The organism is Absiella sp. AM29-15 (assembly GCF_003434225.1).
In the GTDB taxonomy this organism is placed as follows: domain Bacteria; phylum Bacillota_I; class Bacilli_A; order Erysipelotrichales; family Erysipelotrichaceae; genus Hoskinsella; species Hoskinsella hominis.
This window is the reverse complement of the sequence record NZ_QVFL01000023.1, coordinates 710-24,064: the sequence shown is the minus strand read 5'-3', so window position 1 is coordinate 24,064 and position 23,355 is coordinate 710. Positions and strand designations below refer to the sequence as shown.

Annotated in this window: 21 protein-coding genes; 5 read left to right on the top strand and 16 right to left on the bottom strand. The window is 37.0% G+C overall.

Translation table 11 applies throughout. The annotated features are described in order from the left end of the window. Window positions 1-38 precede the first annotated feature (38 nt). The 8 genes from DW761_RS18945 to DW761_RS18910 form a co-directional block, all read right to left on the bottom strand. Entirely contained in the window at window positions 39-635 is a 597-nt protein-coding gene (locus tag DW761_RS18945) for a V-type ATP synthase subunit E (RefSeq protein ID WP_117451849.1), read from the bottom strand. A 10-nt stretch (window positions 636-645) separates the two neighbouring features. After that, the gene (locus tag DW761_RS18940; protein ID WP_117451847.1) at window positions 646-954 is read right to left on the bottom strand and encodes a V-type ATP synthase subunit F; all 309 of its coding nucleotides are present in this window, start codon (window positions 952-954) and stop codon (window positions 646-648) included. Window positions 955-974: 20 nt separating this feature from the next. Further along, a complete protein-coding gene (locus DW761_RS18935) occupies window positions 975-1,418 on the bottom strand; it encodes an ATP synthase subunit C (RefSeq protein WP_117451845.1) in 444 nt (147 codons plus the stop codon). A gap of 16 nt (window positions 1,419-1,434) precedes the next feature. After that, complete coding sequence (locus DW761_RS18930; protein WP_117519041.1) at window positions 1,435-3,363, bottom strand: V-type ATP synthase subunit I; 1,929 nt, start codon at window positions 3,361-3,363, stop codon at window positions 1,435-1,437. A 15-nt stretch (window positions 3,364-3,378) separates the two neighbouring features. Next, on the bottom strand, window positions 3,379-4,419 hold the full coding sequence (locus tag DW761_RS18925) for a V-type ATPase subunit (protein ID WP_117451841.1): 1,041 nt from the start codon (window positions 4,417-4,419) through the stop codon (window positions 3,379-3,381). Window positions 4,420-4,450: 31 nt separating this feature from the next. After that, window positions 4,451-4,762, bottom strand: coding sequence for a stress protein (locus tag DW761_RS18920; protein WP_117519040.1), 312 nt, complete (start codon window positions 4,760-4,762; stop codon window positions 4,451-4,453). A 221-nt stretch (window positions 4,763-4,983) separates the two neighbouring features. Further along, entirely contained in the window at window positions 4,984-6,261 is a 1,278-nt protein-coding gene (locus DW761_RS18915; RefSeq protein WP_117519039.1) for a cation:proton antiporter, read from the bottom strand. A 115-nt stretch (window positions 6,262-6,376) separates the two neighbouring features. After that, window positions 6,377-7,306, bottom strand: coding sequence for an RluA family pseudouridine synthase (locus DW761_RS18910; protein ID WP_117451835.1), 930 nt, complete (start codon window positions 7,304-7,306; stop codon window positions 6,377-6,379). A 142-nt stretch (window positions 7,307-7,448) separates the two neighbouring features. Between DW761_RS18910 and DW761_RS18905 the strand changes: the two genes are divergently transcribed. Together DW761_RS18905 and DW761_RS18900 are read left to right on the top strand one after the other, a co-directional pair. After that, the gene (locus DW761_RS18905) at window positions 7,449-9,782 is read left to right on the top strand and encodes a helicase C-terminal domain-containing protein (RefSeq protein WP_117519038.1); all 2,334 of its coding nucleotides are present in this window, start codon (window positions 7,449-7,451) and stop codon (window positions 9,780-9,782) included. Continuing rightward, window positions 9,779-10,546: a YdcF family protein gene (locus DW761_RS18900; RefSeq protein WP_117519037.1), complete on the top strand. Its 768-nt coding sequence runs from the start codon at window positions 9,779-9,781 to the stop codon at window positions 10,544-10,546. The genes DW761_RS18905 and DW761_RS18900 overlap by 4 nt, the downstream gene beginning before the upstream one ends. Here the strand turns inward: DW761_RS18900 and DW761_RS18895 are convergent. After that, entirely contained in the window at window positions 10,529-11,179 is a 651-nt protein-coding gene (locus tag DW761_RS18895) for an HAD family hydrolase (protein ID WP_117519036.1), read from the bottom strand. The genes DW761_RS18900 and DW761_RS18895 overlap by 18 nt on opposite strands. Window positions 11,180-11,484: 305 nt before the next feature. Here DW761_RS18895 and DW761_RS18890 point away from each other — a divergent pair, with 305 nt between their 5' ends. After that, window positions 11,485-12,750 carry an IS110 family transposase gene (locus DW761_RS18890; RefSeq protein ID WP_117519035.1) on the top strand — a complete coding sequence of 422 codons (1,266 nt, stop codon included), beginning with the start codon at window positions 11,485-11,487 and terminating at the stop codon, window positions 12,748-12,750. Window positions 12,751-12,889: 139 nt separating this feature from the next. On the opposite strand, the gene DW761_RS18885 is transcribed toward DW761_RS18890, so the two are convergent. The 5 genes from DW761_RS18885 to DW761_RS18865 form a co-directional block, all read right to left on the bottom strand. Then, window positions 12,890-13,423 (bottom strand): hypothetical protein, encoded by a 534-nt coding sequence (locus tag DW761_RS18885; RefSeq protein ID WP_117519034.1) that lies wholly within the window; start codon window positions 13,421-13,423, stop codon window positions 12,890-12,892. 75 nt (window positions 13,424-13,498) lie between these two features. Beyond that, a complete protein-coding gene (locus tag DW761_RS18880) occupies window positions 13,499-13,924 on the bottom strand; it encodes a hypothetical protein (RefSeq protein WP_117451825.1) in 426 nt (141 codons plus the stop codon). A gap of 111 nt (window positions 13,925-14,035) precedes the next feature. Further along, a complete protein-coding gene (locus DW761_RS18875; protein WP_117519033.1) occupies window positions 14,036-14,836 on the bottom strand; it encodes an acyltransferase domain-containing protein in 801 nt (266 codons plus the stop codon). A 1-nt stretch (window position 14,837) separates the two neighbouring features. Beyond that, entirely contained in the window at window positions 14,838-15,653 is an 816-nt protein-coding gene (locus DW761_RS18870; RefSeq protein ID WP_233513131.1) for a polysaccharide deacetylase family protein, read from the bottom strand. Next, window positions 15,617-16,987: an aldehyde dehydrogenase gene (locus tag DW761_RS18865; RefSeq protein ID WP_117519032.1), complete on the bottom strand. Its 1,371-nt coding sequence runs from the start codon at window positions 16,985-16,987 to the stop codon at window positions 15,617-15,619. The genes DW761_RS18870 and DW761_RS18865 overlap by 37 nt, the downstream gene beginning before the upstream one ends. A gap of 161 nt (window positions 16,988-17,148) precedes the next feature. Here DW761_RS18865 and DW761_RS18860 point away from each other — a divergent pair, with 161 nt between their 5' ends. Both DW761_RS18860 and DW761_RS18855 read left to right on the top strand, forming a co-directional pair. Next, window positions 17,149-18,663 carry a 4Fe-4S dicluster domain-containing protein gene (locus tag DW761_RS18860; RefSeq protein ID WP_117519062.1) on the top strand — a complete coding sequence of 505 codons (1,515 nt, stop codon included), beginning with the start codon at window positions 17,149-17,151 and terminating at the stop codon, window positions 18,661-18,663. A gap of 106 nt (window positions 18,664-18,769) precedes the next feature. Beyond that, on the top strand, window positions 18,770-20,698 hold the full coding sequence (locus tag DW761_RS18855; protein ID WP_117519031.1) for an NAD(+) synthase: 1,929 nt from the start codon (window positions 18,770-18,772) through the stop codon (window positions 20,696-20,698). 57 nt (window positions 20,699-20,755) lie between these two features. Here the strand turns inward: DW761_RS18855 and DW761_RS18850 are convergent, their stop codons facing one another. Together DW761_RS18850 and DW761_RS18845 are read right to left on the bottom strand one after the other, a co-directional pair. Continuing rightward, window positions 20,756-22,984: an EAL domain-containing protein gene (locus DW761_RS18850; RefSeq protein ID WP_117519030.1), complete on the bottom strand. Its 2,229-nt coding sequence runs from the start codon at window positions 22,982-22,984 to the stop codon at window positions 20,756-20,758. 160 nt (window positions 22,985-23,144) lie between these two features. Further along, window positions 23,145-23,309 carry a diguanylate cyclase gene (locus DW761_RS18845; protein ID WP_117519029.1) on the bottom strand — a complete coding sequence of 55 codons (165 nt, stop codon included), beginning with the start codon at window positions 23,307-23,309 and terminating at the stop codon, window positions 23,145-23,147. Between the last annotated feature and the right edge of the window lie 46 nt (window positions 23,310-23,355).

Genomic DNA, 23,355 nt, shown 5'->3' with positions numbered 1-23,355 from the left:
TATCACCTCTAGCGCATGGAATCCACGCATCATTTGGATTATTTAATAAACAATCCAGAATTTGTATAGAACCATTCTTTCTGTTCTTCAATCGCTGTATCGAAGGTTTCGTCTACGACAATTCCCATCTCAACGCATTCTAAACGAAAACCGCCAAGTACGATATCTGTATCTATCTGTACTTCGCAATCTTTTCCATAGGCCTTCTTGATATCATCCTGATAAGATGCATCTTCTTTACCTATTAAGAAAACAGCATGTGCAAAGTTGTTTTTACCCAGCTCTTGTGCTTTCTTTTTCAGATAATCACGATAATCACCCTGCTTCGTAAACGATTTGATTTTGTCTTTTGCTTCTTTAAACACAAGATCAGCCAGTTCTTTACGCTTGGCCATCAGTTTACGACTGGTTTCTTCATGCGCTTTACTTAAGCGGATTGCATGTTCGCTTTGCAGTTCTTTTAATTCCTGCTCACGAACCATGCCAGCTTCTCTTTGCGCATCAGCTTCTAATCCCTGAAGAGCTTTTTCACGAATATCTGCTATCTCGTCGTCGATCTGCTTGATTTCAATACCGCTAACACGATCGATTTCATCTTTAAAATATTGCTCAAGCTTCATTTTGTCATCTAACATAGCAAACACCTCATAGTTTTACCCCAATTGCTTCACTTACGTATCGATCGATTGTTTCACCAATTTTGGCAGAACCATGACGATCCGGTATTTCCACAATCAACGGTTTTTTCAATTTTAATTTTAATTCAGAAATAACATCTGGGCAAGTCTGAATCAATTTTGTTGTCATTAAAATGATGGCGACATCTTCCATGTGCATCGCTTTTTCCAATTCTTCCAGGACTTCCTGGCGTTCATGTACGACAACTCCTTCGATTCCTGCCAAACGCATTCCCATCTGCGTATCGATATTATCACTGAGCAGGAAAAATCTCATAGGAATTCTCCTTTCTGATTTTATAATTTCATGAAGATAATGAAGATAGAGATCAACAGACCATAAATAGCAACACCTTCACCTAATGCAACGAAGATCATAGATTTACCGAAGTTTTCTTTGTTTTCAGAGAAAGCACCAATAGCAGCAGGAGCTGCAGCAGCTACGGCAATACCAGCACCTAATGCTGATAAACCAGTTGATAATGCAGCAGCGATAAAGCCTAATCCCTGACCAATAGATCCAGCCATCTTATCCGCAACATCTGCAGTTTCTGCAGCATATGCTTTTGTAGCAGAGAAGAATACTGTTCCCAATACTAATGCGAAGAATAAGCAGATATGTGAAACCATACGTACTTTTGCACTCTTTACACTTGTTTTACCTCTGAATACATTGACTAATGGCAATGAGATCAATACTAAAATAATAAATGGTATTAATAATTCTAATGGACTTAACATAATTTGTTCCTCCTGTTTAATTTAGTTCCTTTAATGATTGAAATGCTACACCGTTTCCATTGAAGTAACGTGAGAACATTTCATAAAATTCTAGACGCAGTACCTGAATACCAACGATCATGCCTTCCAGACACATAACCAGAATGTTTCCGAAAATTCCAACAAGCAGTCCACCTGCACTACCGACCATTCCCATAATCAAGGTTACGGCCATCATCATTCCGGCATGTGATAAAACGAATCCGCCAACACGCAAATAAGAAATCGTATTGGTGATATAGGATAAGCATACCTCTAGCAGTTCAAAGATACTTTCGATACAGAATGCCCCAAAACCTTCTGGGTACATTGCTTTGTTTTCTAATTTATTTGTGAATGGTTCTTTCATAAAGATCAATACCAATGGAAGAATCAGACAAACAAGTACAAATGGAATTGTGAACAGATTGTTTCCACTTAATAAGGTATAAGCAAGACCACCTACTAAAGATGTGTAGAATACAAGTCCTGCAACACCGTTTTGTGAAAAGAACAGTTCTCCCATATTTTTGTTTTTGATTTGTAGGAAAATATTTACACACATACTGAATATAATCAGAAATGCGCCAATACCAACAGATAAAACCAGAAGAATTGGAATGAATTCACTCGTCATAACTTCAATTGGTTTTTCACTTAATCCAAATACCGTTTGATATACAGGATTCAATAAGGTTTCATTTCCAAATACTGAGCCATAAATAAATCCAAAAATCGTAGAAGAGATTCCAATACGTACGCCTACATCGCCCAGCTGCATGCCTTTATATTTATAGGCTAAATATCCTACCAATATTAATACAAGCCCCTGGCCAACATCGCCAAACATCATACCAAACAATAAGGTATACGTAACTGCGACAATTGGTGTTGGATCAATTGCTTCATATTCTGGAGTACCATACATCTCTACAAACATTGAGAACGGCCTGGCAAACCACCCATTCTTTAGTTTTGTCGGAGGCGCGAGTCGCTTGTCACTGTGAGCAGGACGCACTTCGATTTCCACCTCCTTCAAGTCTTCAAATGTACGTTTCAATTTATCCACGTCATCTTCGACTATAAAGCCTATAATAGAGAATCTTTCTCCCAAACCAACAACATATTTTCTAGCTTCATATGTGTGATTCAAAAAATCTAATTCGCCTTTGATTTCCGCAAAACGTTCTCTGCATTCATCTTTTAATTTCGCAAGCACTTCATTTACATGCTGCAGCTGTTTGTAATCGTTGTCGATTTCTTCCTGCAGCGTTTCTTTTGCACGTTCTGGCGTTCCATGAACAAACTCTGGGATACGGATACGTTCAAAGTATAGACTAGAGAAAATGTTATCTACATCTCCTTCATATTTTTCCGTTGTCAGATATACACACCAGCTATAGGTATCATCCTGACTGAAGGATTTAAATACAAATGGACGGTTACGATAATATTGCAGTTTCTCTACACTATCCAAAGGCAGTCGTCCAAAACGAATCTTGATATATTTACATTCAAATAAATCATCAAGGTTTAAATCAATGCTTTCGATATTTCTTACCTGTATCAAAGCATCTTTGTTTTCTTGTATTACCGTTTCCAAATCTTTTTGAACAATCGCACCATCCAGATATCTTTTATGGATATCATCGATATATGCTTTGATTTCATCCAGATCATAATCAGGACTTCGCATTTCTTTTTCCGGCACATCTAATTCCATATCGGAAACGACTTCTTTAAAGTGATTTAACACTTCAACGATGGGGTTTTCTTCTACCAGCGTTGTTAATCCATGAACACTGTCCACAAATTTTGTTGCTGGTTCTGGATGAAAGTAATCCAGGTCTACAAATTTCAGAAGCACATCATTCAGGTACTCATTGTCCCCGGTAATATTGATCAGCTTCATCTTTGCAATTGCCATCACACATTCTCCTTTCTAATAAATCAACATCTTGGCGATATCTTCACTATCCACCTGATAGCGAACTCCTTCAATAATGTTGATGATGTTGTCTAATTCCAGTTTCTGCAGATATAAGTAGGAACTGAATACCAACGGTGCACTTTGGGAATAGTATATATTCTTTCTTGCCCGTTTATAACGGTATTTATCCATATACCATTCGATATACAGATGTTTACTGTCATCTGTTTTCAGATGATACCAGCAATTTTCCAGTTTCTTTAGGAAACCTTTTGTTGTTGGCTCTGCCAGTAATTCTTCTACCTGACTCGCACTAATGTGATCATATACAGGAAATAAAGAATCACGGATAATGTCTTCTCGTGCATGGAAGTAACGTTTAAAACGATATATCTTCGTTAAATTGGATAACTCCACATCTACACTAAAAAACTCTTTTACTTCTTTTTTGGTTTTACCCTTCATGACATGATCGATTACATCAAACACATGTCCATAGTACCATTTGTTTAATGCAGTTTCACACGCCGTATAGGCGATCTCGCCTTCTTTTCCTTTGGCGACACGATAAGGCAGCAAAACATTGTAATACATTGTCTTTTTCAGTACATCCAACAATTCATCATACGTATGGACATTTCCAAGACGCAATAAATCAAAACTCGTATATCCTTTTAAGAAAATTGGAAGTTCTGCGATTGCATCCTCATATTCTTCACTGATCAGAACACGGATACGCTGAAGGATCAAATCCATCTCAATTTGTTGCATATGCAACTGATAGTAATCCTTGTATGATGATTCTGCATAACGATACAGCTTCATTGTTTGTCTGAATCCATCACGTCGTAACATAGATTCCAGCTGACCTCGATGAATGTTGTTTTCACGTACATCTTTCAAGGCATCTGCATATTGTGTTTCATTCTTCAGATAACCTGCGATTTCTGAAACACTGCGTTTATGAAGCAGCTCGTTATAATCTTCTTCATTCAGCTGTTTGCCATGCATACTTTTTGCTTTGGAGACAATGACACCTGTTGCCATATTCATAAGGTCTCACCTCCTTGATGATACTGCCGGGCTACGAATTTAAGCAATGCTCTACAATTCTTTCCACCCATGTTTCCCTGTTTGTGTCATACTTCTGCTGCAGGTCCAAAAGTGCTTCCTTAAACAAAGATTCTTCCTGTTCAATTGATTCCGCAAGTTCTTTGTCCATTTCGGCTCGCTTTTCCAAGATACAGCGTTTTGTTTCTTCCTGATACTTGGCTTTGATCTCATCTTTTTGTTCCTGTATCAGATCTTGGACGCTGTTTTTTTCCTGCTTTTTCAATGCGACATTGTTTCTGGCCTTTTTATCTGCCTCTACAATATTTCTGATTAGCTCTTCCAAAAAACGATACCTCCTTTGCCTTTATTATAGCACTGTTCGGTTTATGGTGTTACCTAAAACCTTTTAAAAGTATAAACCTTTTACATATGGCTTGCAAGCAAAATATATAATTATTTTCGCATTTATTAACCTAGGTTAAATTTTAGAATTTTTTTCTTTTTTGGAATATAAAAAAAGTTGCAAAAGCCTTTATTAAAGGGCTTTCACAACTTTTACCTTACTTAAGAAGCACGGCTTTCTTTTTTACTTTCTCCAAAGATCTGATGAGATTTTTTCTCTAGTTCTTCTGTTTCGCTGTAATCATCAACAAGATCACTTTCTGTATAAACATCAGGATCATTTGCACGATCAGCAAATGCGAATTTCAACAATACTGGCGTAACCACAGTAGTCAATACAACCATGATGATGATTGGTCCAAAGAAATCTGGATTCATTAGTCCCACTGCCATACCTTTGCTTGCAACAATCAATGCGACCTCACCACGAGAAATCATACCAATACCAATACGTAAACTCTGAATATTTTCATAATGGCAGATTTTCGCACCCAGACCACATCCAACAATTTTGGTTAGAATTGCGATAATCATCAATAAAACAGAGAAGATCACAATACTGCTTGTCATTTCAGGCAATACGACCTTTAAACCAATACTTGCGAAGAATACTGGTGAAATCAACAAGTAAGACAATGTTTCAATACGCATGGTCACATAGGTTGCTTTGCTTGTACCTGAGATAATCAAACCGGCAATAAAGGCACCTGTGATATCTGCGACACCAAAGAATTCTTCTGCACAATAGGCAAACAATAAACAGAAGGCAAATGAGATGATAGAGAATCTTCTTCTCACCTTATCATCACGATCAAACCATTTTTCAATCAGTTTTCTTGCGATCAGTCCAATAATGACACTGCATACAAAGAAGGCAACGATCTTCATCAATACAACGGCAAGATTTACACTTGTATCCGCCATACCTGTAATAATTGTTAATGCAACAATACCTAGAATATCATCAATTAAGGCAGCTCCTAAAATGGCATTTCCACTAGGTGTGCTTAATTTACCCATTTCTTTCAATGTTTCTACACTGATACTAACGGATGTTGCTGTTAAGATAACGCCAATGAACATGTTTTGTAAGAATGCATTATCGCCTGTGTTATAGAAACTTGCCAGGAAATATCCTGCCACAAGAGGCACCAATACCCCAATCAAGGCGATCACAAAACTGCTCTTTCCACTTTTCTTCAATTCACTGATATCTGTTTCCAGACCTGCCGAGAACATCAATACGATGACACCGATTTCTGCTATCTGATCGGTAAAGGCAGATTCGTGAACGAAGTCCAATACTGCTGGTCCTAAGATAATTCCAGCCACCAATGCTCCAACGACCTGTGGCATTTCAATCTTTCTGGTCAATAAACCGAAAAACTTTGTGCTCAACAGAATCAATGCAACATCTAATAAATATCTGTAAGATTCCATGCTATACTCCACTCTCTTTCAACTTAGCCTTGATTATTATACATCGCTTTTTTGAAAATGCAATTCTTTTTGTGAAAAAAATCGAATTTTTCACTATACTATTTTTGCATAACATCTAAAAATATCGATATAATGCTACATCTTCGAGTGTAAACGTTTTTTGATCTAATTGTTTTATAGATGGATAATCCTTTGTAAAGTGAAAGCTTACCTGATATGCGCATAATGCCTGATAAGTAATGACATCCTTTTTCCCGCCATATTTCACATCTCCTAACAATGGATGCTTTAAATATGCCATAACTGCACGTATCTGATGGCTCTTCCCTGTCAATAATGAAACCTCCACAAGACTTTTTCCATCTTTTTCTTTTAAGACACGATACCCTGTTTCAATACGTTGATAGCCTTCTTTCGCATAAGGTATGATATCTGCTTTGTTATGCTCCATCTTTTTATGATATAACACCAAATGATCCTGTTTTTTCTTTAAACTGCCTTCCACAATACATAAATATCGTTTATCTAGCTCTCTTTCACGTATTACCTCATTCATCTGGCGCAGCGCTTCACTGGTTTTAGCACAGATGACGATTCCCTGAGTATTGCGATCGATGCGATGACATAAGGCTGGCGCAAAGCTTTGTTCCTTATCGGGATCATACTCCCCTTTTCTATATAAATAATGCAAAAGACGATCTGCCAGATTATCCTGCAGTTGACTGGTATCACTGTGTGCAAGCAAGCCAACCGGCTTATTCACAATGATAAGGGCTTCATCTTCATATATAACATCTAAGTCTGATGGCAGCTTGGTAAACGCCCGTTCTTTTTTGGACTCAAAAAATTCCTCTGGGATAAAGCACTGCATCACATCTCCCTCTTGCAGCCGCTGGGATATTTCACAACGTTTCCGATTCACTTTGATTTTTTTATTTCTTATATATTTATACATCAGACTTTTTGGCATATCTTTCATTGTTTTCATGATAAATTTATCTACACGCTGATCTGCATCATTTTTTCCGATAACGATTTCTCTCATTTATACCACTCACTTTCTCAAGTACCTTAAAAGTATACCACAAAACTTACCATATGCTTTTGTTTCTTACGAATTCCTTATCTCCTCTTTGTTTTTTTCTTTAAATCATATACAATGTAGGAAGTGTGAAAGGGTGTCGCTCATGTATCAAATACAATTATCCGTTAGAAATCTGGTGGAGGCGCTATATCTTGGTGGTGATTTAGTGTCTACATCACAAAGTATGGAACGTGCCAATTTAGGAGCCAGGATTCATCGACAGATCCAGTCAAAATATGGAGAACATTATCAAAGTGAAGTCTATTTAAAAATCACAAGTGAGCTGGAAGATTTCTGTTTTACCATCGATGGACGTGCCGATGGCATCTGTATAAATGATGACAAGGTATTGATTGATGAAATCAAAACCACCTATGTGCCTTATGATGAAATCGATGAATCACATTTTGTCCACTTTGCGCAGGCCTATATTTATGCTTATATCTATGCACTTGATCATGATATCAAAGAGCTGGATGTACAGATCACATATTATCAATTAGAAATCAATGAAGTGAAATGCTTCCTGCATCATAAGACTTTTGATGAACTGGAAAGCTTTTATTTTGATACCCTTAAACAATATTTAAAATGGGCGAACCTGAAAAAAGATGTGATAGAAACATCACAAGCTTCCTTAAAGCAGTTACATTTCCCCTTTTCTGATTATCGCAAAGGACAGCGCCAGTTTGCTGTTGCGGTATACAAAACCATTCTAGATAAAGATATCCTGTTTGCACAGGCACCCACCGGTATAGGAAAAACGATTTCTACCTTATTTCCAGCATTAAAAGCCATCGGAGAAAAGAAATGTGAAAAGATATTTTACTTATGTGCCAAAAATATAACCGCATCTGTGGCTTATGATACCATCTCCTTGATTTATGATCAGGGTGTTCGCTTTAAAACCGTTGCCATCACCGCAAAGGATAAAATCTGTTTTTTAGAAGAACGCAATTGTGATCCTAAACACTGTCCATATGCGAAGGGATATTTTGATCGCTGTCAAGATGCATTATATGAACTAGTTTCACAAAATGATTTTATTGAAAAGGATATTGTGTGCAACGTTGCACAGGATCATATGGTCTGTCCATTTGAATTAAGTCTGGATGCTTCTTTATATGCGGATGTGATCGTATGTGATTATAATTATGTTTTTGATCCAAGGGTTTATTTAAAGCGTTTCTTTACAGAAAAAGGAAATTATGTCTTTTTGGTGGATGAGGCGCATAATCTTGTGGAGCGTGCAAGAGAAATGTATAGTGCTTCCTTATATTTATCTAATTTTGAAGATGCGAAAAAGCTGTTGCCAAAAGATCGTAAACTGGTATATAACAGCATACAAAATATCATCCGACTCTTAAAGAAAATACGCAAAAGCTGTGAAGAAGAAGATAATTTCCAATATTATCCAGTTCTGGATGAAACCTTATTATCCACGATCAGTAACTTTTGTGAGCATCTGGATGCATATTTTCAAAGTGAACATGATGAACAACATGATGATACGTTAAAACAATTATATTTTGATTGTATCAATTTTGGGAAAATTGCTGATTTCTTTGATGAACACTTTGTTTATTATATCGCAGTGGAAGGCAAGGACTGCATGGTGAAACAGTTTTGTATGAACCCGGTTCATCCAATATCTGATATATTAAAGAAAGGGCGTTCTACGATTTTCTTTAGCGCTACCTTATCTCCCATCGATTACTATTTAACTTTATTGGGTGGAGATGAAAACACCAAACGATTATCACTGCCTTCTCCATTTGATGCGAAGAATTGTTGTTGTATGATTGCCAATCAGATTTCAACCAAATATGCCAGACGACAGGCCTCTTTGCCAGCGCTTGTTTCCATGATTTATGCCAGTGTATCTATGAAAGCCGGCAACTATATTGTATTTGCGCCAAGTTATGCCTATATGCATCAGATCTATGAGGCTTTTGTGAAATGTTATCCCCATATCAAAACAACCATACAAGCACAAAATATGAGTGAAAAAATGAAAGAAGAATTTTTATCTTCTTTTGATCAAAGTGATTCCCTGCATGTTTATTTCTGTGTCATTGGTGGTATGTTTTCTGAAGGAATCGACTTGAAACAGGAACGTTTGATTGGTGCGATCATCGTAGGTGTTGGCCTTGCGCAAATCAATCCCCAACAGGATTTGATCATGCACCATTTTGATGAAATCAATCACATGGGATTTTCTTATGCCTATCAATTTCCCGGTATGAACAAGGTCTTACAATCAGCAGGCAGAGTCATTCGTTCTAGTGCTGATAAAGGTATGATTTTATTGATTGATGAACGTTATACAACCAATCGTTATTTATCCTTATTGCCACCGCATTACCGTCATTTTAAAACCGTATCTAGGCCAGAAGATGCGATGCATATCTTACAAGATTTTTGGAGGTCCATATGAAATATCATAAATCAATTCCCATCGTTTTTCTTAGCCTGTCTATGCTTTTTATAGGATATTATGCCCTGTTATCCATTAGTTATGGAATCAATGGCATTACCTTTTCCTGGACATGGCTTTGTATGGGCATCCTGTTATTCGGGATTGCTATCTTTGAAATAATCAAAAAGCGCCATCTGTTATCGTATTTTCCTAAAGTTCTTCGTATCCTGTGTATCATCTTTATGGTAACTTCCCTTGGTATATTCACAATCAAGGTGGGGGCGATTGTAAAGTGTGGTCAACATGTATCCAAAACCCAGTATGATACAGTGATTGTATTGGGTGCTCAGTTAAAAGGCGAACAGATATCACGTTTACTGCGCTATCGTTTGGAAGCAGCTTTAAAATTCCATGAACAATATCCAAATGCGACCATCATTGTCAGTGGAAGCCAGGGGCCATTAGAATCACGAAGTGAAGCAAGCGCCATGAAGGCATGGCTGATGCAGCATGGTATTGAAGAATCACAGATTCTTATGGAAGATCAAAGCCGTAATACAAATGAAAACTTTGCGTTTAGTAAAAAGCTGTTAAAAAAAGACACTCCCGTGAGTGTCATATCCAATGATTTCCACATGTATCGTGCCAATGTACTGTGTAAACAAAATGGCATGCAATGTGCATTATACCCTGCGAAAAGTGATTTTGATTTATCTTTTAATTTTTATTTCCGTGAATTCTTTGGTGTGATCAAAGATCAATATCTAACAAAACTGCAGTAGCCATTCCTGGGCTTGTTTCATCGTATCTACGCTTGGACACCCGGTATTCTGCAGTTTTTCTTTATGTTCATGACCATCCGCAATCAACAAACAATGACATCCTGCATAAGCTGCGACTTCACTATCATGTACACTATCACCGATAAAGATGGTTTCTGCTTTACATAAGCCTGCCTTTTCCACAAAGTTCTTTGCTAATTCTGCCTTTGAATGCGCATGAATATTATCTAGTCCCTTGATATCCTCAAAATAAGGAGTGATATCGTATTGTGCCAGCTGTTCCTTTAAAAAGCTGATATCACTTGCACTCAATAAATACTGGTGAACACCTCGTGCCTTCATCATCTCTAGTGTTTCCATTACATCACGATGCAGCTCACAATCAAGTGAATGTGGCTGATAATAATCCATATATTGTTTTGCCAATTGTGAAAATGGCGTTTTATCAAAATCAAATCCTACTTTTTTGTAATATTCAATGACCGGGAATTGAAAATACCGGCGATATTCTTCTTTTTCAAGAACTAATGGCAAATGCTGTGCTTCTAACAGCTGGTTTAATGCTTCCATACTGATATCGATATCATCTAACAGCGTTCCATTCCAGTCCCAGATTATATTTGTAATCTTCATAAATGCCTCCATTCTCTCGCTACGTGCGAGCACAAATTTTAATGAAACACCAATGCAGTCCACAAAGCGCTATAATAGACTTAGAGAAGAAGTACACTACAGAGCACGTGGAGGTGAGTGATGTTTTCTGTTCCTTAGTTTAACTCGTATAAATATCTGTGCAGTCTCCTGTCCATGCACAAACTTTTGTTCCCTTTGAGGACGTACACTTACCAATGAAGTAATCTTGTTATTTAACTCGATATACTTGAGAGCACAGGAGACAGTCAATGCTTCTTCTTCCTCTTTTTAAGGAGGTGATCATCATGCGTCGCGTGATGTATCCCATTGCTTGTGGTATTGATGTCCATAAGAAGAAATTAGCTTGCACAATCGTTATCGCCAAAAGTATTCAGGATGAACCTGTTTACCATCATCGCAATTTTTCTACTCACAATTATGACCTTGTGAAACTCGCTGATTGGCTTACTCATTTTGACTGTCACTGTGTCTGTATGGAATCCACTGGCAAGTACTGGACCCCTGTATTTAACTACCTTGAAGATCGTGATTTTGATATTACTATCACTCATCCAAAGTATGTTAAATCTCCTAAAGGTAAGAAAACTGATTTTCTTGATTCCATCCATATTGCCGATTTATTTCAAATGGGTGAAGTTCAGCCTTCTTATATACCTGATAAAGAATTTCGTCAACTTCGTGATCTTTCTCGCTATCGTTATAAAATCACAAATTTTATCTCTTCTGAAAAAAATCGTATTCAAAATTGTCAGACGATGTCCAATATCACTTTGGCTTCCGTTGTTTCTGACCCTTTTGGTGTTAGTGCTTCCGCTGTTTTTTCTGAATTGCTGATTTCTCCTGATTTTGATGATGCTCATATCAGATCCTTGCTACGTGGCTCATTGAAGAAGAAAAGCGAGGAAGTTCTCAATTCTATCAGAGGATTTCATCTTGGTGATGATCAATCATTCAAAGCACTTCTTGCTCTTGCTCATAAACAGTTCCTCGCTGAAATGAAAACAGATATTAGTTCAGAAATCTCAAAAAGGTTATCTAAATATCAACCCTTTATCGATCTTGCACTTCAAGTGCCAGGAATCGGTTATGATTCTGCTACAACGATAATTGCAGAAGTTGGCGTGGATATGAGTGTCTTTCCTGATGCTGAGAACTTCACTTCCTGGATTGGCCTTACCCCTACCAATAATGAGAGTGCCGATAAAAAGAAATCTGTTCGTACATCGCATGCTGGCACTTATCTGAAACCTACCCTTATACAATGTGCACTTGCCGCACTCAAAGTTAAAAAGTGTCCGTATTTCAAAATCAAATATGATAAGATAAAAAAGCGCAGAGGTCATAAACATGCTATCATCGCTATTGCCAGAATGATGGCTGCCTGCCTTTATCATATGTTCAAAGATCTAAAGGATTTTCACCCATCCGATTACGAGGAATTAATGAATCCACATCCACCTAAACCTCGTAAACAGGATGTTCAAGCAGCTTTAGAACTTTTACAATCTGCAGGAGGATATACTATCACTCCTATTACTGCCGCAAGCTAATTTGTAATTTGTATTCTATTTTTTTAACTGTTCACTTTTGTGTTTTTTTTAAGTTACCCTTTTCTCATTTTGTTGTTTCACACTTTCACCTCACTCATGTTATTATACCATGTGCAAAGGAAAATATGATAATGAATTCTTAGTGTTTTATTTGTGAAACTGGTGAGTATGTAGATGTCAGCCAGCCATTCATTAAATGATTTACTTCTTCCATGGTTTCCAATTCATCGTCATTGATTCCCAAACCATGCAGATAGATACCATCATGTATCTGTTGTTTTAAATGGCCCTCATATACATCCTGATGCATAGCATCTAAATAATAAGAGGATACTTGTTTGCCTTTAAAATCATACCAGCTTAAAAACTGTTTCATAGATTCAGAGGTATCATCCTGATGTGCAATATCACCTAATAATATCAGATCAAAATTGTCCGCATCCGGTACCTGCGCATGATCAATGTCATAAAGTGAGATATCCATTTTTTGATTGATACGCTCTGTAAGAATATGTAGACGCTTTATTTCATCATGATAAAGCACCAATATTTTCTTATCATGGTTTATATTTGTGCGTGTGATTTCTAAATGCCGGGGTTCTTGTTTGGGAATCATTTGAAAAATCCCTGAAGATACACAAATAATCACCCATATTTGTAGTAAAAGTTTCATATTATCCCTCCATCAAGCTGTATCATATCAGATCAATCCCTCATATTTTGTCAAAGAAAAAGACCTTGCGGTCTTTTATTCATCATAATCAAAGTCAAAATCATATGCATCTCTTTGGTTATCTTCCTCTTCATCATAACGACAGTTTCTTAAACACTGACGATATTGTGCACGACAGCGGTCCTCACATGTTGGACGTTTTGGTGGACATGGTCTTGGTGGGCAAGGTCTAGGTGGACATGGTTTTGGACGACAGTTGCACGCATTGTTTCCACATCCACAACTACACTGGCTGCCACAGCCACAATTTGAAGAATTACCACAGTTTGGTTTCTGATTACAGCAGTGATTATTTCCACAGCCTGGACGGAATGTATTCTGGCACGCACAACGTCTGCGAGAATTGTTACAGCCACACCCCTGATTTACTAAAATACGTTCCCCATTACGATTACAGCTATTCATGTTATCATTTGAACAGTTACATCTTGAACTATACACGAAAGATTCCTCCTTTATCAATGAGATTTTCTATCCATCTCAATTTACTATATGCAAACCCGGTAATTTGCCTTAGGCATATCTCATTCATCAAAAGAAAAAGAGGTACATTTACCTGTGATAGTAAAAAATACCTCTTGCCATACCTAATGTATTGCCTTTTAATAGATATTGTTTCAGATTTCGCTGAAGACTGGTAGTTTCAGGATAATCTGCGATATCCATTACATCGCCAAAGATGCGTTCTTCGCCCTGATGACAGGATTCATCAATTTCATAAATATGAAATAATGATTGAAAACGTAAGATATTACAATCCTTTGTCAACATTTTTTGTAAGGCAGGATGTAGTAACCAGCTTTCACCCCAAAACCATGCGCCTTCCATATGATAAAAGGACAACGCCTGATTTAAAGATCTGATACAATCTTCATACACCAGTGCTTCTCCTTGTGCTACATGAATTTCAATTACCTCATCCCCCTGTTTTTTATGATAAGCAGGGATATCTTTAGTCAAATGAATCTTTTGAAAAGCCAATCTTCCCAAACGGAAAACCTCCATACAAATATGAAACCTTAACCAGATAACTTCATCAATTCCCCATTCATGAAATGTAGCATAACAGTTTTGACACCATAGGGTGATATCATAAAATGTATCCTTATAAACACGTTCCTCGATTCCTAACGCATCATAATCATCTTTGATATCAGCGGCTAATTCCAATATTAGACGTAAAGAAAACAAACGGTGTTGATGTTGTTTTCTACAGAAATCCAGAAATAAAGCTTCTTGTGTACATAGCCTTTTTCCCTCTTTCTTCATCTGTTCCGTAAAAGGATAGGCAAGCGCTGCTTCATAAGCTTCCAAAGGCAGGCTGATTAATTTTGCCAATGTTGAAATCTTCATATCATTCCTCCAGCATAGCCGCAAACACATCTAGTTTTGTATAACGGTTCACACAGAATCTAGGTAATGCGTAATCATCATCTGATATGACTGCTTTTCGATTTTCATTAAACCCAAATGCTAATTTTACACCCTTCTTCTTTAACACCTTTTTCGCAAGTGGATTGCTGTGTCCATAAGGATAGGCAAGGTATGTTCCATCCACAAGTGCATTACTTTGTGTAATATCTTTGATTAATTCTTTTTCACTTTTTTGATCAATCGCAAATCCTTTATCTTTATGATGTAAATCATATGTATGAGAATAGAAATCAAGGGAAGATGCTTTGATATCAGCTAAGGAAGCGTGCTGACGTTTGGTATGATCATATGGCCCATGTTCTTTGATATCGGAAGCAATCGCAAAAACAGTACCATGAAACCCATAGCGCTTAAGTATTGGCTCTGCATAATGAATGGTTGATAAAAAGCCATCATCAAATGTCAATACCACACTTTTGTCAGGGATTTTTTTACCTTCTTTTTTCCATGCATAGACCTCATCCAGGGTTAAGCTCTGATATCCATGATCATATAAATACTTCATCTCTTCTTCAAAAGTGGAAAGTTTTGTGACCCACATATTGCCTTTAAAATGGGTTTCAGCCTCATGATCTGGTGCTATATGATGAAAGCCAAGAATCGCAAGCCTTGTATTATCTTTATGCATTCCCGCATAAAATAAATACAATAATAGTGCAGCGCAAATAATGATACAGGTCATACGTCTTTGTTTTGACATCATCGCATAACCTTTCTCATCAGCTGTTCTTTCCATTTTTTATATGGATAATAGCGAAATGGCAGATCGATCAGATTTGATTTTTTCACAATGGAGCGCATATGGGAGAACGTTAAAAAAGAATCATATCCATGGTATGCCCCCATGCCACTTTTTCCAACACCACCAAAGCCCATATAGCTGCTGGCAAGATGAATGATCGTATCATTGATACAGCCACCGCCAAAACTGCATTCTTTTAAGACTTTTTTCTCGTGTTCTCTGTTTGTGGTAAACAGATATAATGCCAATGGATGCTCCTTTGAATGGATGAAGTGGATAGCCTCTTGCAAGCTGTCATAAGTAACTACAGGCAGAATGGGCCCAAAGATTTCTTCCTGCATGATCTTTGCGTGCAGATTAGATACTTCCATAATGGTTGGTTCTATTTGTAGACGTTCTCGATTCATACGACCACCACAACAGATGGTTCCCTGATGTAGATAAGCGCATAACCGATCAAAATGTTTTTCATTTATGATACGTGGATAATCTGGATGATGAATAGGATCATCTCCTAGTGCTTTTTGTATTTCATCATGCATATAACAGATGAGTTCATCTTTGATGGAGCGATGAACCAATATATAATCAGGAGCGACACATGTTTGTCCGGCATTTAACAATTTTCCAAACACAATACGCTTTGCGGCCCGTTTGATATTTGCGCTTTCATCTACGATACAAGGACTTTTTCCACCTAATTCAAGGGATACCGGTGTTAGGTTTTGACTGGCTTTTTCAAGTACCAGTTTTCCCACCTGTGTTCCTCCAGTAAAGAAGATATAATCAAAACGCTGATTTAGCAGTTGAAGATTTTCTTCCCGTCCTCCTTCCACCACCGTGATATATTCTGAAGGAAAGTATGCTTCTATCATTTCTTTAATGACATGTGCAGTATGTGGAGCATATGCACTTGGTTTGATGACGACAGTATTACCTGCCGCAATTGCGCCAATCGTCGGCTCCAAACAAAGCTGGAATGGATAATTCCATGGTGCCATTATCAAAACCACACCATAAGGCTGTGGCACAACAAAACTAACCGATGGAAAATGTACCAATGGTGTTTTTCTTCTGCATGGTTTTGAAAAATCATCTATATGACGCAGCTGAAAGGTTAACTCCTCCAACACCAAACCGATTTCACTCATAAAAGCCTCTGTGGAGGATTTATGTAAATCTTTGTATAACGCTTCTTCAATAGCCTTTTGATAGTTTCTAATTGCTTTGCGAAGTGTACGCAGGGCTTGTTTTCGATATGCGATATCCTTTGTTTGATGACTTTGGTAAAATGTACGCTGATTTGCGATCGTTGTTTCTATATTCATAAATATTCACCTGTATTCTATAAAAAATAACACATCTAAGTATATCATATTTATAGACCTTTGAACGTAAAGATTTATGTACGTGTGAAAGAAGTTGAATTTTTTACTTACAAACACGAAGAATTAAAGTATAATGAAAGCAAGAGGTGATACAAATGAGTATGAGAGGAATTTATAGTTCTGTAACAGATATCAGAAGAAAGGTCTTTACAGAAATTGCCCGTTTGGCATATGAAGGCGGCGATTATGCGACGAAAATCGAACAACTGCCTTATAAAATTTTACCTGGAGAACGCGCAACTTATCGTGACTCTATATTTCTGGAACGAGCAATCGTTGGGGAACGTTTACGTTTAGGTATCGGTCTGCCATTAAGAAGAATGGATGAACATGCGCCCCTTTCTGAAGGTATTGAAGAAAGTGCAATCGCAGAAAAATACTATGATGATCCATTGATCAATATTATTAAATTCGCATGTAATGCCTGTCCTGACAACAAGGTCATTGTGACAGATATGTGCCAGGGATGTCTTGCACATCCTTGTAAAGAGGTTTGTCCAAAAGATGCCATTTCTATCGTGAATGGAAAATCTGTGATTGATCAGGATAAATGTATCAAATGTGGACGTTGTATCAATGTATGTCCATATAGTGCCATTCATAAATTAGAACGCCCATGTGCGAGAAGCTGTGGTATGGATGCCATAGGTTCTGATGAATTTGGACGTGCAGAAATCGATCATGATAAATGTGTATCCTGCGGTATGTGTCTTGTGAATTGTCCATTTGGGGCAATCGTTGATAAAGGACAGATTTTCCAAACAATTCATGCCATCAAAGAAGGCATTGATGTATATGCAGCGATTGCGCCAGCATTTGTTGGTCAATTTGGTGCCGGTGTTACACCAGAAAAAGTAAAGGGTGCTTTAAAAGAACTGGGCTTTAAGGATGTTGTGGAAGTTGCGATCGGTGCCGATTTGTGTACAGTAGAAGAAGCAGAAGACTTCTTAAATAAAGTACCAAATGAACAGCCGTTTATGGCAACCAGCTGTTGTCCTGCCTGGTCTGTAATGGCTAAAAAACTCTTCCCGGATTTCAAGCCTTATATTTCCATGGCTTTAACACCTATGGTATTGACCGGCCGTTTGATTAAAAAAGAACATCCAAATGCGAAAGTTGTCTTTATCGGTCCTTGTGCAGCGAAAAAACTGGAAGCCAGTCGAAAGAGTGTACGAAGCGATATTGACTTTGTACTGACTTTTGAAGAAGTTATGGGTATGTTTGAAGCAAAAGGTGTAGACCTTGCGATGGCACCTGTGGAGGCTCCATTTGAAGAAGGTACTGCCAATGGACGTGGATTTGCAATCAGTGGTGGTGTCGCAGGTGCTGTAAAACAATGTATCCAAAAAGAACATCCAGAGAAAGAAGTTCTGATTGATAGCGCTGAAGGATTGAAAAACTGTCGTACAATGTTAATGATGGCAAAAGCCGGTAAACGTAATGGTTATCTATTAGAAGGTATGGCATGTCCTGGTGGATGTGTTGCTGGTGCTGGTACATTACAGCCGGTAATAAAATCCAGTGCATTAGTTAAAAAATATACCAGTGAAGCAGAAAAGAAACTGGCATTTGAAAGTGAACATTTAGATAACTTGGAATTATTGACAAAAGAGTAAAATGAAAAGAAAGTGATATTTCCGTGTTAAATATCACTTTTCCTTTTTTATGATATGATAAGAAAAGATTGTTCATACTATTACATGAAAAGTGAGGTTATTTCCTATGCAGAATTATGGTTATTTTAAAGTTGCCTGTGCAACTCCTGCTTTAACAATTGGTGATGTACATGCCAATACACAAGAAATATTACATATTATTTCCACATGTGATCAGGATGTCCGCCTCATTGTATTCCCGGAATTGAGTCTTTGTGGATATACCTGTCAGGATTTACTGTATGAAAATATTCTGATGGACAGTATGGAAGAAGCGATTTTTAAAATCTGCCAGGAAAATACATCAGATGCCATCATTGTGATTGGCTGTGCTCTTCGTCAGTATAATCATTTATATAACTGTGCTGTTTTCATACATCAACATTCAATATTAGGTATCATTCCTAAGACATATCTGCCTAATTACAACGAATTCTATGAAAAACGCTGGTTTTCAAGTGCAGATTCCTGTATTGATGATGATATCTATCTACATGGACAGCGCATTCCTTTTTCCTCCAGGATTCTGATTCACGATGAAACAAGTGGTGCGATTATTGGCGCAGATATCTGTGAAGATTTATGGGTACCCATTCCTCCAAGCACCTACCATACATTACATGGAGCCAATGTGATTGTGAATTTAAGTGCCAGCAATGAAACGATCGGTAAAAAAGAATACCGCAGAAATATGATTTTATCACACAGTACAAAATGCATGTGTGGCTACGTGTATGCATCTGCCGGCATTGATGAAAGTACCAGTGATCTGGTTTTCAGTGGTCATGCGATTATCGCAGACAACGGCTATTTGGTTCATGAATCAGAAATATTCCATCGTAATAAACTAACCTATGGTGAAATTGATTTAGAAAAGCTGAAAAATGACCGGTTGCGTTTTTCTACCTATATGGAGCTTTCTGAAAAAAAGGACTATCAATTTATCACTTGCCAAACAAAACCTGTTACACAAAAGCTGGAACTTATACGTACCATTGATCCCTATCCTTTCGTTCCAAAAGATGAAGCAGTTAGAAAAGATCGCTGTATGGATATTTTACATATGCAGGCTACCGGATTGGCTCAGCGTCTGAAGAAAATCAACTGCAGCCAGTTGATTATAGGTATTAGCGGTGGTTTAGACAGCACCTTAGCTTTGATTGTCGCAAAAATCGCATTTGATATGAATGGTTTTGACACAAAAGGAATTCTAGCTGTTACCATGCCAGGCTTTGGCACCAGCGAGCGTACATTACATAATGCCCAAGCATTAATGGAGGCTTTACATACCACCCAAAAGAACATTGATATTCGTAAAGCATGCGAACTTCATTATAAAGATATTGAGCATGATGCCACATCTTTGGATATCACTTTTGAAAATGTACAGGCAAGAGAGCGTACACAGATATTAATGGATCTAGCGAATCAACATCATGGTATCGTCTTAGGTACAGGTGATTTAAGTGAATTAGCACTTGGATGGTGTACTTATAATGGTGATCATATGTCCATGTATGCAGTCAATGCTTCCATCCCTAAAACACTGATTCGCTATCTGCTGGTTACATATGCACATTACTGTCGTATGCAAAGTGATCAAAAACTTGCGGATATTTTAGATGATATCTGTGATACTCCGGTTTCACCTGAATTATTGCCACCAAAAGAGAATGGTGAAATTGCGCAGATCACAGAAGATGCTATTGGTTCCTATACATATCATGATTTCTTTTTATACCATATGCTGCGAAATCATTTTTCGCCTGATAAGATTTATCAGTTGGCTTTACTTGCTTTTGGTGAAACCCATAAAGCAGATATCAAAAGTACCCTTAAAACTTTTTATCACCGCTTTTTCACCCAGCAGTTTAAACGAAACTGTATGCCTGATGGTGTAAAAGTAGGAAGTGTATGCCTTTCCCCAAGAGGTGACTGGCGTATGCCAAGTGATGCCAGCGCAGATTTATGGCTAAAAGAAGTTGATCAGTTATAAAAAAAAAGAGATTTCTAAAATGACTGTATTTTCCTCAATCATTTAAGAAATCTCTTTTTATAATGAAACATCTTCTTCTTGAAACGTATGATAAAACTTCATAAAATCTTTTATGCATAATGGTTTAGCATAATAATATCCCTGAATTTCATCACAGCCTGCTTCTTTTAGGAAAGCTACTTCCTTTTCTGTTTCCACACCTTCTGCCACCGTATGGATGTGCAAACTTTTCGCCATAGAAAGAACTCCTTTGATAATTTCAAAGCTTCGTTCTTTGTTTTCCTTTTCTGCACGGAAGAATACCTGATCCACTTTCATTTCATCAATTGGAATATCCTTCAACATATTTAAAGAAGAATAACCGCTGCCAAAGTCATCCATCGCAATCAAAAAGCCATGATGCTGCAGTTCTTTGATAATCGAACGCAGTTCTTCACTATGATCATAAATAACATTTTCTGTGATTTCAAATTCAATCATAGAATGTTCTATATGATGACGATTTACCAGTTCTACAATTTTATTGGCAAAACCTGGTTTAAAGATATACATACGGGAAAGATTGACAGATATACGAATTGGCATTTTTTCTTGTTTCTGCCAGTTCTCTAGCACCCGACAAACCTCTTCTATCATATACATATCCAGTTTTTCAAGAAAGCCGTTTCGTTCAAATAATGGAATAAAGCGATAAGGTGGAATCAATCCATACACTGGAGAATTCCAGCGAACCAATGCTTCTGCCGCATGTATTTTCTTATCTTTCAACGTTACTTTTGGTTGTAGATAAATTTCAAATTCACTTGCTTCCAATGCACTTTCCATTAAACTTTCCATCCGTTTTTCATCAAGCTGCATTTCATACATTTCATGAGAGAAGAAACTAAAGGTTTCTGGTGTATCTTTGATACGTTTTTTCGCATACGCACAACGATCATGACATTTACCAATATCTTTATCACTTTCTTCAATCATATAGATTCCAATCTTATACTCTAAATTAAACATACTGAACATACCTTTGCTGGCATACTTGATAGCTTCAATAATATGATTTATACGTTTGATGATTTCTTCTTCAGTTTTTGTATGCAGTAAAAGAATATAGCGATCCCCAGATATGCGTGAACATGCCTCTTCTTTTGTACATTGTTCCTCACAGGCATTCATGATGATACATAAAAGTTTATCACCACCCTGATAGCCATAAATTTCATTAAATAATTTAAAATCTCTGACATCTGCTTCAATCAGGGTATATTCATTGCCAACACCTTGATCTAATAACGCCTGAACTTTTAAACGGAAACGATTATAATTGTAATGTCCTGTTAATTCATCATAGAACACCAACTCTTCCATTTTTTTATCAGCTTTATTTCGTGATATATAAATATATATGATAATTGCGATAAACAATACTGCCAATAACAGCCATGTTACAATCGCCATCTTCAGAAAATAATTGATTTGCGTTGATACCACATTACTTGGCACAATGGATAAAATATACCAGTTATTGATATCTAAGCGATGAAATGCAAGATAACGATGTTCTTTATCAGGTGTAATAAATTCTTCTACACCGGTTTTTTCGTTTTTCATCTGACTTACATCAAAGTTATCCACAAAATTCAATCTTGTGATAGAATCAATACTCTGCTTACGGTTTTTACTATGACTGGATATAACAATTTTACCCTCTTCATTTGCGACATCACTGAATCCCTGATCATTAAACGTTTCATTCAATAATTTCTCTGACAAAGTTTCTGTTTCCATGGACGCAAACAAAACATTGGTGATCTTGCCATCATGATAGATTGGTGAAGCAAATACATTGATATCTTTTTTTCCTATAACATCCGTAAAAGTATTTGAAAACATGGAAACCCCTTGAATGGCTGATTGAAAATACTCACGATCTGCGATATTAAACTTCTGTCCATCGGTTGTATAACAGTTTCCATCTAATCCAGAAATACCAAAACGCAGAAAATCAGAATTTTCTTTGGCATCTTTCACATCTTTTATCAGAACTTTTGCATCTGTTGATGGATTATTTGACAACATACTAGCTATAGAATCGATGGTTTTTATTTCATTATGGATATCTTCTTCGATAATCCGTGCATTCGCTTCCGCTGTCTGCATAAGATTAGTTCTTAATTCACTTAACAACGTCGTTCTTAATTGAGATACATAAAAGATAGCACCGCCAACAAATACACTCAGGCTTATGACAACAATCAAAAGTCGCCTTATCAATGTCTTATGTTTCTGCATAGCGTCCCTCCGTTCGTATTTCTATCTAACATATGTTTTAATCTCTTTCAGGTAAAGGCTTTTTTTCTTTTTATTACAAATTTACATACTTATAAAATAACATAACATTTATTTCATGAAAATATGTAATTTCAAATTTTACCATTACAAACAGTATTTTTTACTCATCCTCCAGAATAATGCGGTCCCTTCCTTCTTTTTTACCAATATATAAATGATCATCCGCAATTTCTATCAGTTTATTCAAATCATTTTCATTATCAGAATCACTTATGCCAAATGTAATGGATACATGAATGATTTCACCATTTAGTACGATATCCATACCCGTGTTTAGAAGTTAGCACCATGAATTTTAGAGGTTCCCAATA

Excerpts from the sequence above, each read along its gene's own strand:
- DW761_RS18945 (WP_117451849.1), bottom strand. The coding sequence starts at position 635 with ATGTTAGATGACAAAATGAAGCTTGAGCAATATTTTAAAGATGAAATC.
- DW761_RS18940 (WP_117451847.1), bottom strand. The coding sequence starts at position 954 with ATGAGATTTTTCCTGCTCAGTGATAATATCGATACGCAGATGGGAATG.
- DW761_RS18935 (WP_117451845.1), bottom strand. The coding sequence starts at position 1,418 with ATGTTAAGTCCATTAGAATTATTAATACCATTTATTATTTTAGTATTG.
- DW761_RS18930 (WP_117519041.1), bottom strand. The coding sequence starts at position 3,363 with ATGGCAATTGCAAAGATGAAGCTGATCAATATTACCGGGGACAATGAG.
- DW761_RS18925 (WP_117451841.1), bottom strand. The coding sequence starts at position 4,419 with ATGAATATGGCAACAGGTGTCATTGTCTCCAAAGCAAAAAGTATGCAT.
- DW761_RS18915 (WP_117519039.1), bottom strand. The coding sequence starts at position 6,261 with ATGGAATCTTACAGATATTTATTAGATGTTGCATTGATTCTGTTGAGC.
- DW761_RS18910 (WP_117451835.1), bottom strand. The coding sequence starts at position 7,306 with ATGAGAGAAATCGTTATCGGAAAAAATGATGCAGATCAGCGTGTAGAT.
- DW761_RS18905 (WP_117519038.1), top strand. The coding sequence starts at position 7,449 with ATGTATCAAATACAATTATCCGTTAGAAATCTGGTGGAGGCGCTATAT.
- DW761_RS18900 (WP_117519037.1), top strand. The coding sequence starts at position 9,779 with ATGAAATATCATAAATCAATTCCCATCGTTTTTCTTAGCCTGTCTATG.
- DW761_RS18895 (WP_117519036.1), bottom strand. The coding sequence starts at position 11,179 with ATGAAGATTACAAATATAATCTGGGACTGGAATGGAACGCTGTTAGAT.
- DW761_RS18890 (WP_117519035.1), top strand. The coding sequence starts at position 11,485 with ATGCGTCGCGTGATGTATCCCATTGCTTGTGGTATTGATGTCCATAAG.
- DW761_RS18885 (WP_117519034.1), bottom strand. The coding sequence starts at position 13,423 with ATGAAACTTTTACTACAAATATGGGTGATTATTTGTGTATCTTCAGGG.
- DW761_RS18875 (WP_117519033.1), bottom strand. The coding sequence starts at position 14,836 with ATGAAGATTTCAACATTGGCAAAATTAATCAGCCTGCCTTTGGAAGCT.
- DW761_RS18870 (WP_233513131.1), bottom strand. The coding sequence starts at position 15,653 with ATGGAAAGAACAGCTGATGAGAAAGGTTATGCGATGATGTCAAAACAA.
- DW761_RS18865 (WP_117519032.1), bottom strand. The coding sequence starts at position 16,987 with ATGAATATAGAAACAACGATCGCAAATCAGCGTACATTTTACCAAAGT.
- DW761_RS18860 (WP_117519062.1), top strand. The coding sequence starts at position 17,149 with ATGAGAGGAATTTATAGTTCTGTAACAGATATCAGAAGAAAGGTCTTT.
- DW761_RS18855 (WP_117519031.1), top strand. The coding sequence starts at position 18,770 with ATGCAGAATTATGGTTATTTTAAAGTTGCCTGTGCAACTCCTGCTTTA.
- DW761_RS18850 (WP_117519030.1), bottom strand. The coding sequence starts at position 22,984 with ATGCAGAAACATAAGACATTGATAAGGCGACTTTTGATTGTTGTCATA.
- DW761_RS18845 (WP_117519029.1), bottom strand. The coding sequence starts at position 23,309 with ATGGATATCGTACTAAATGGTGAAATCATTCATGTATCCATTACATTT.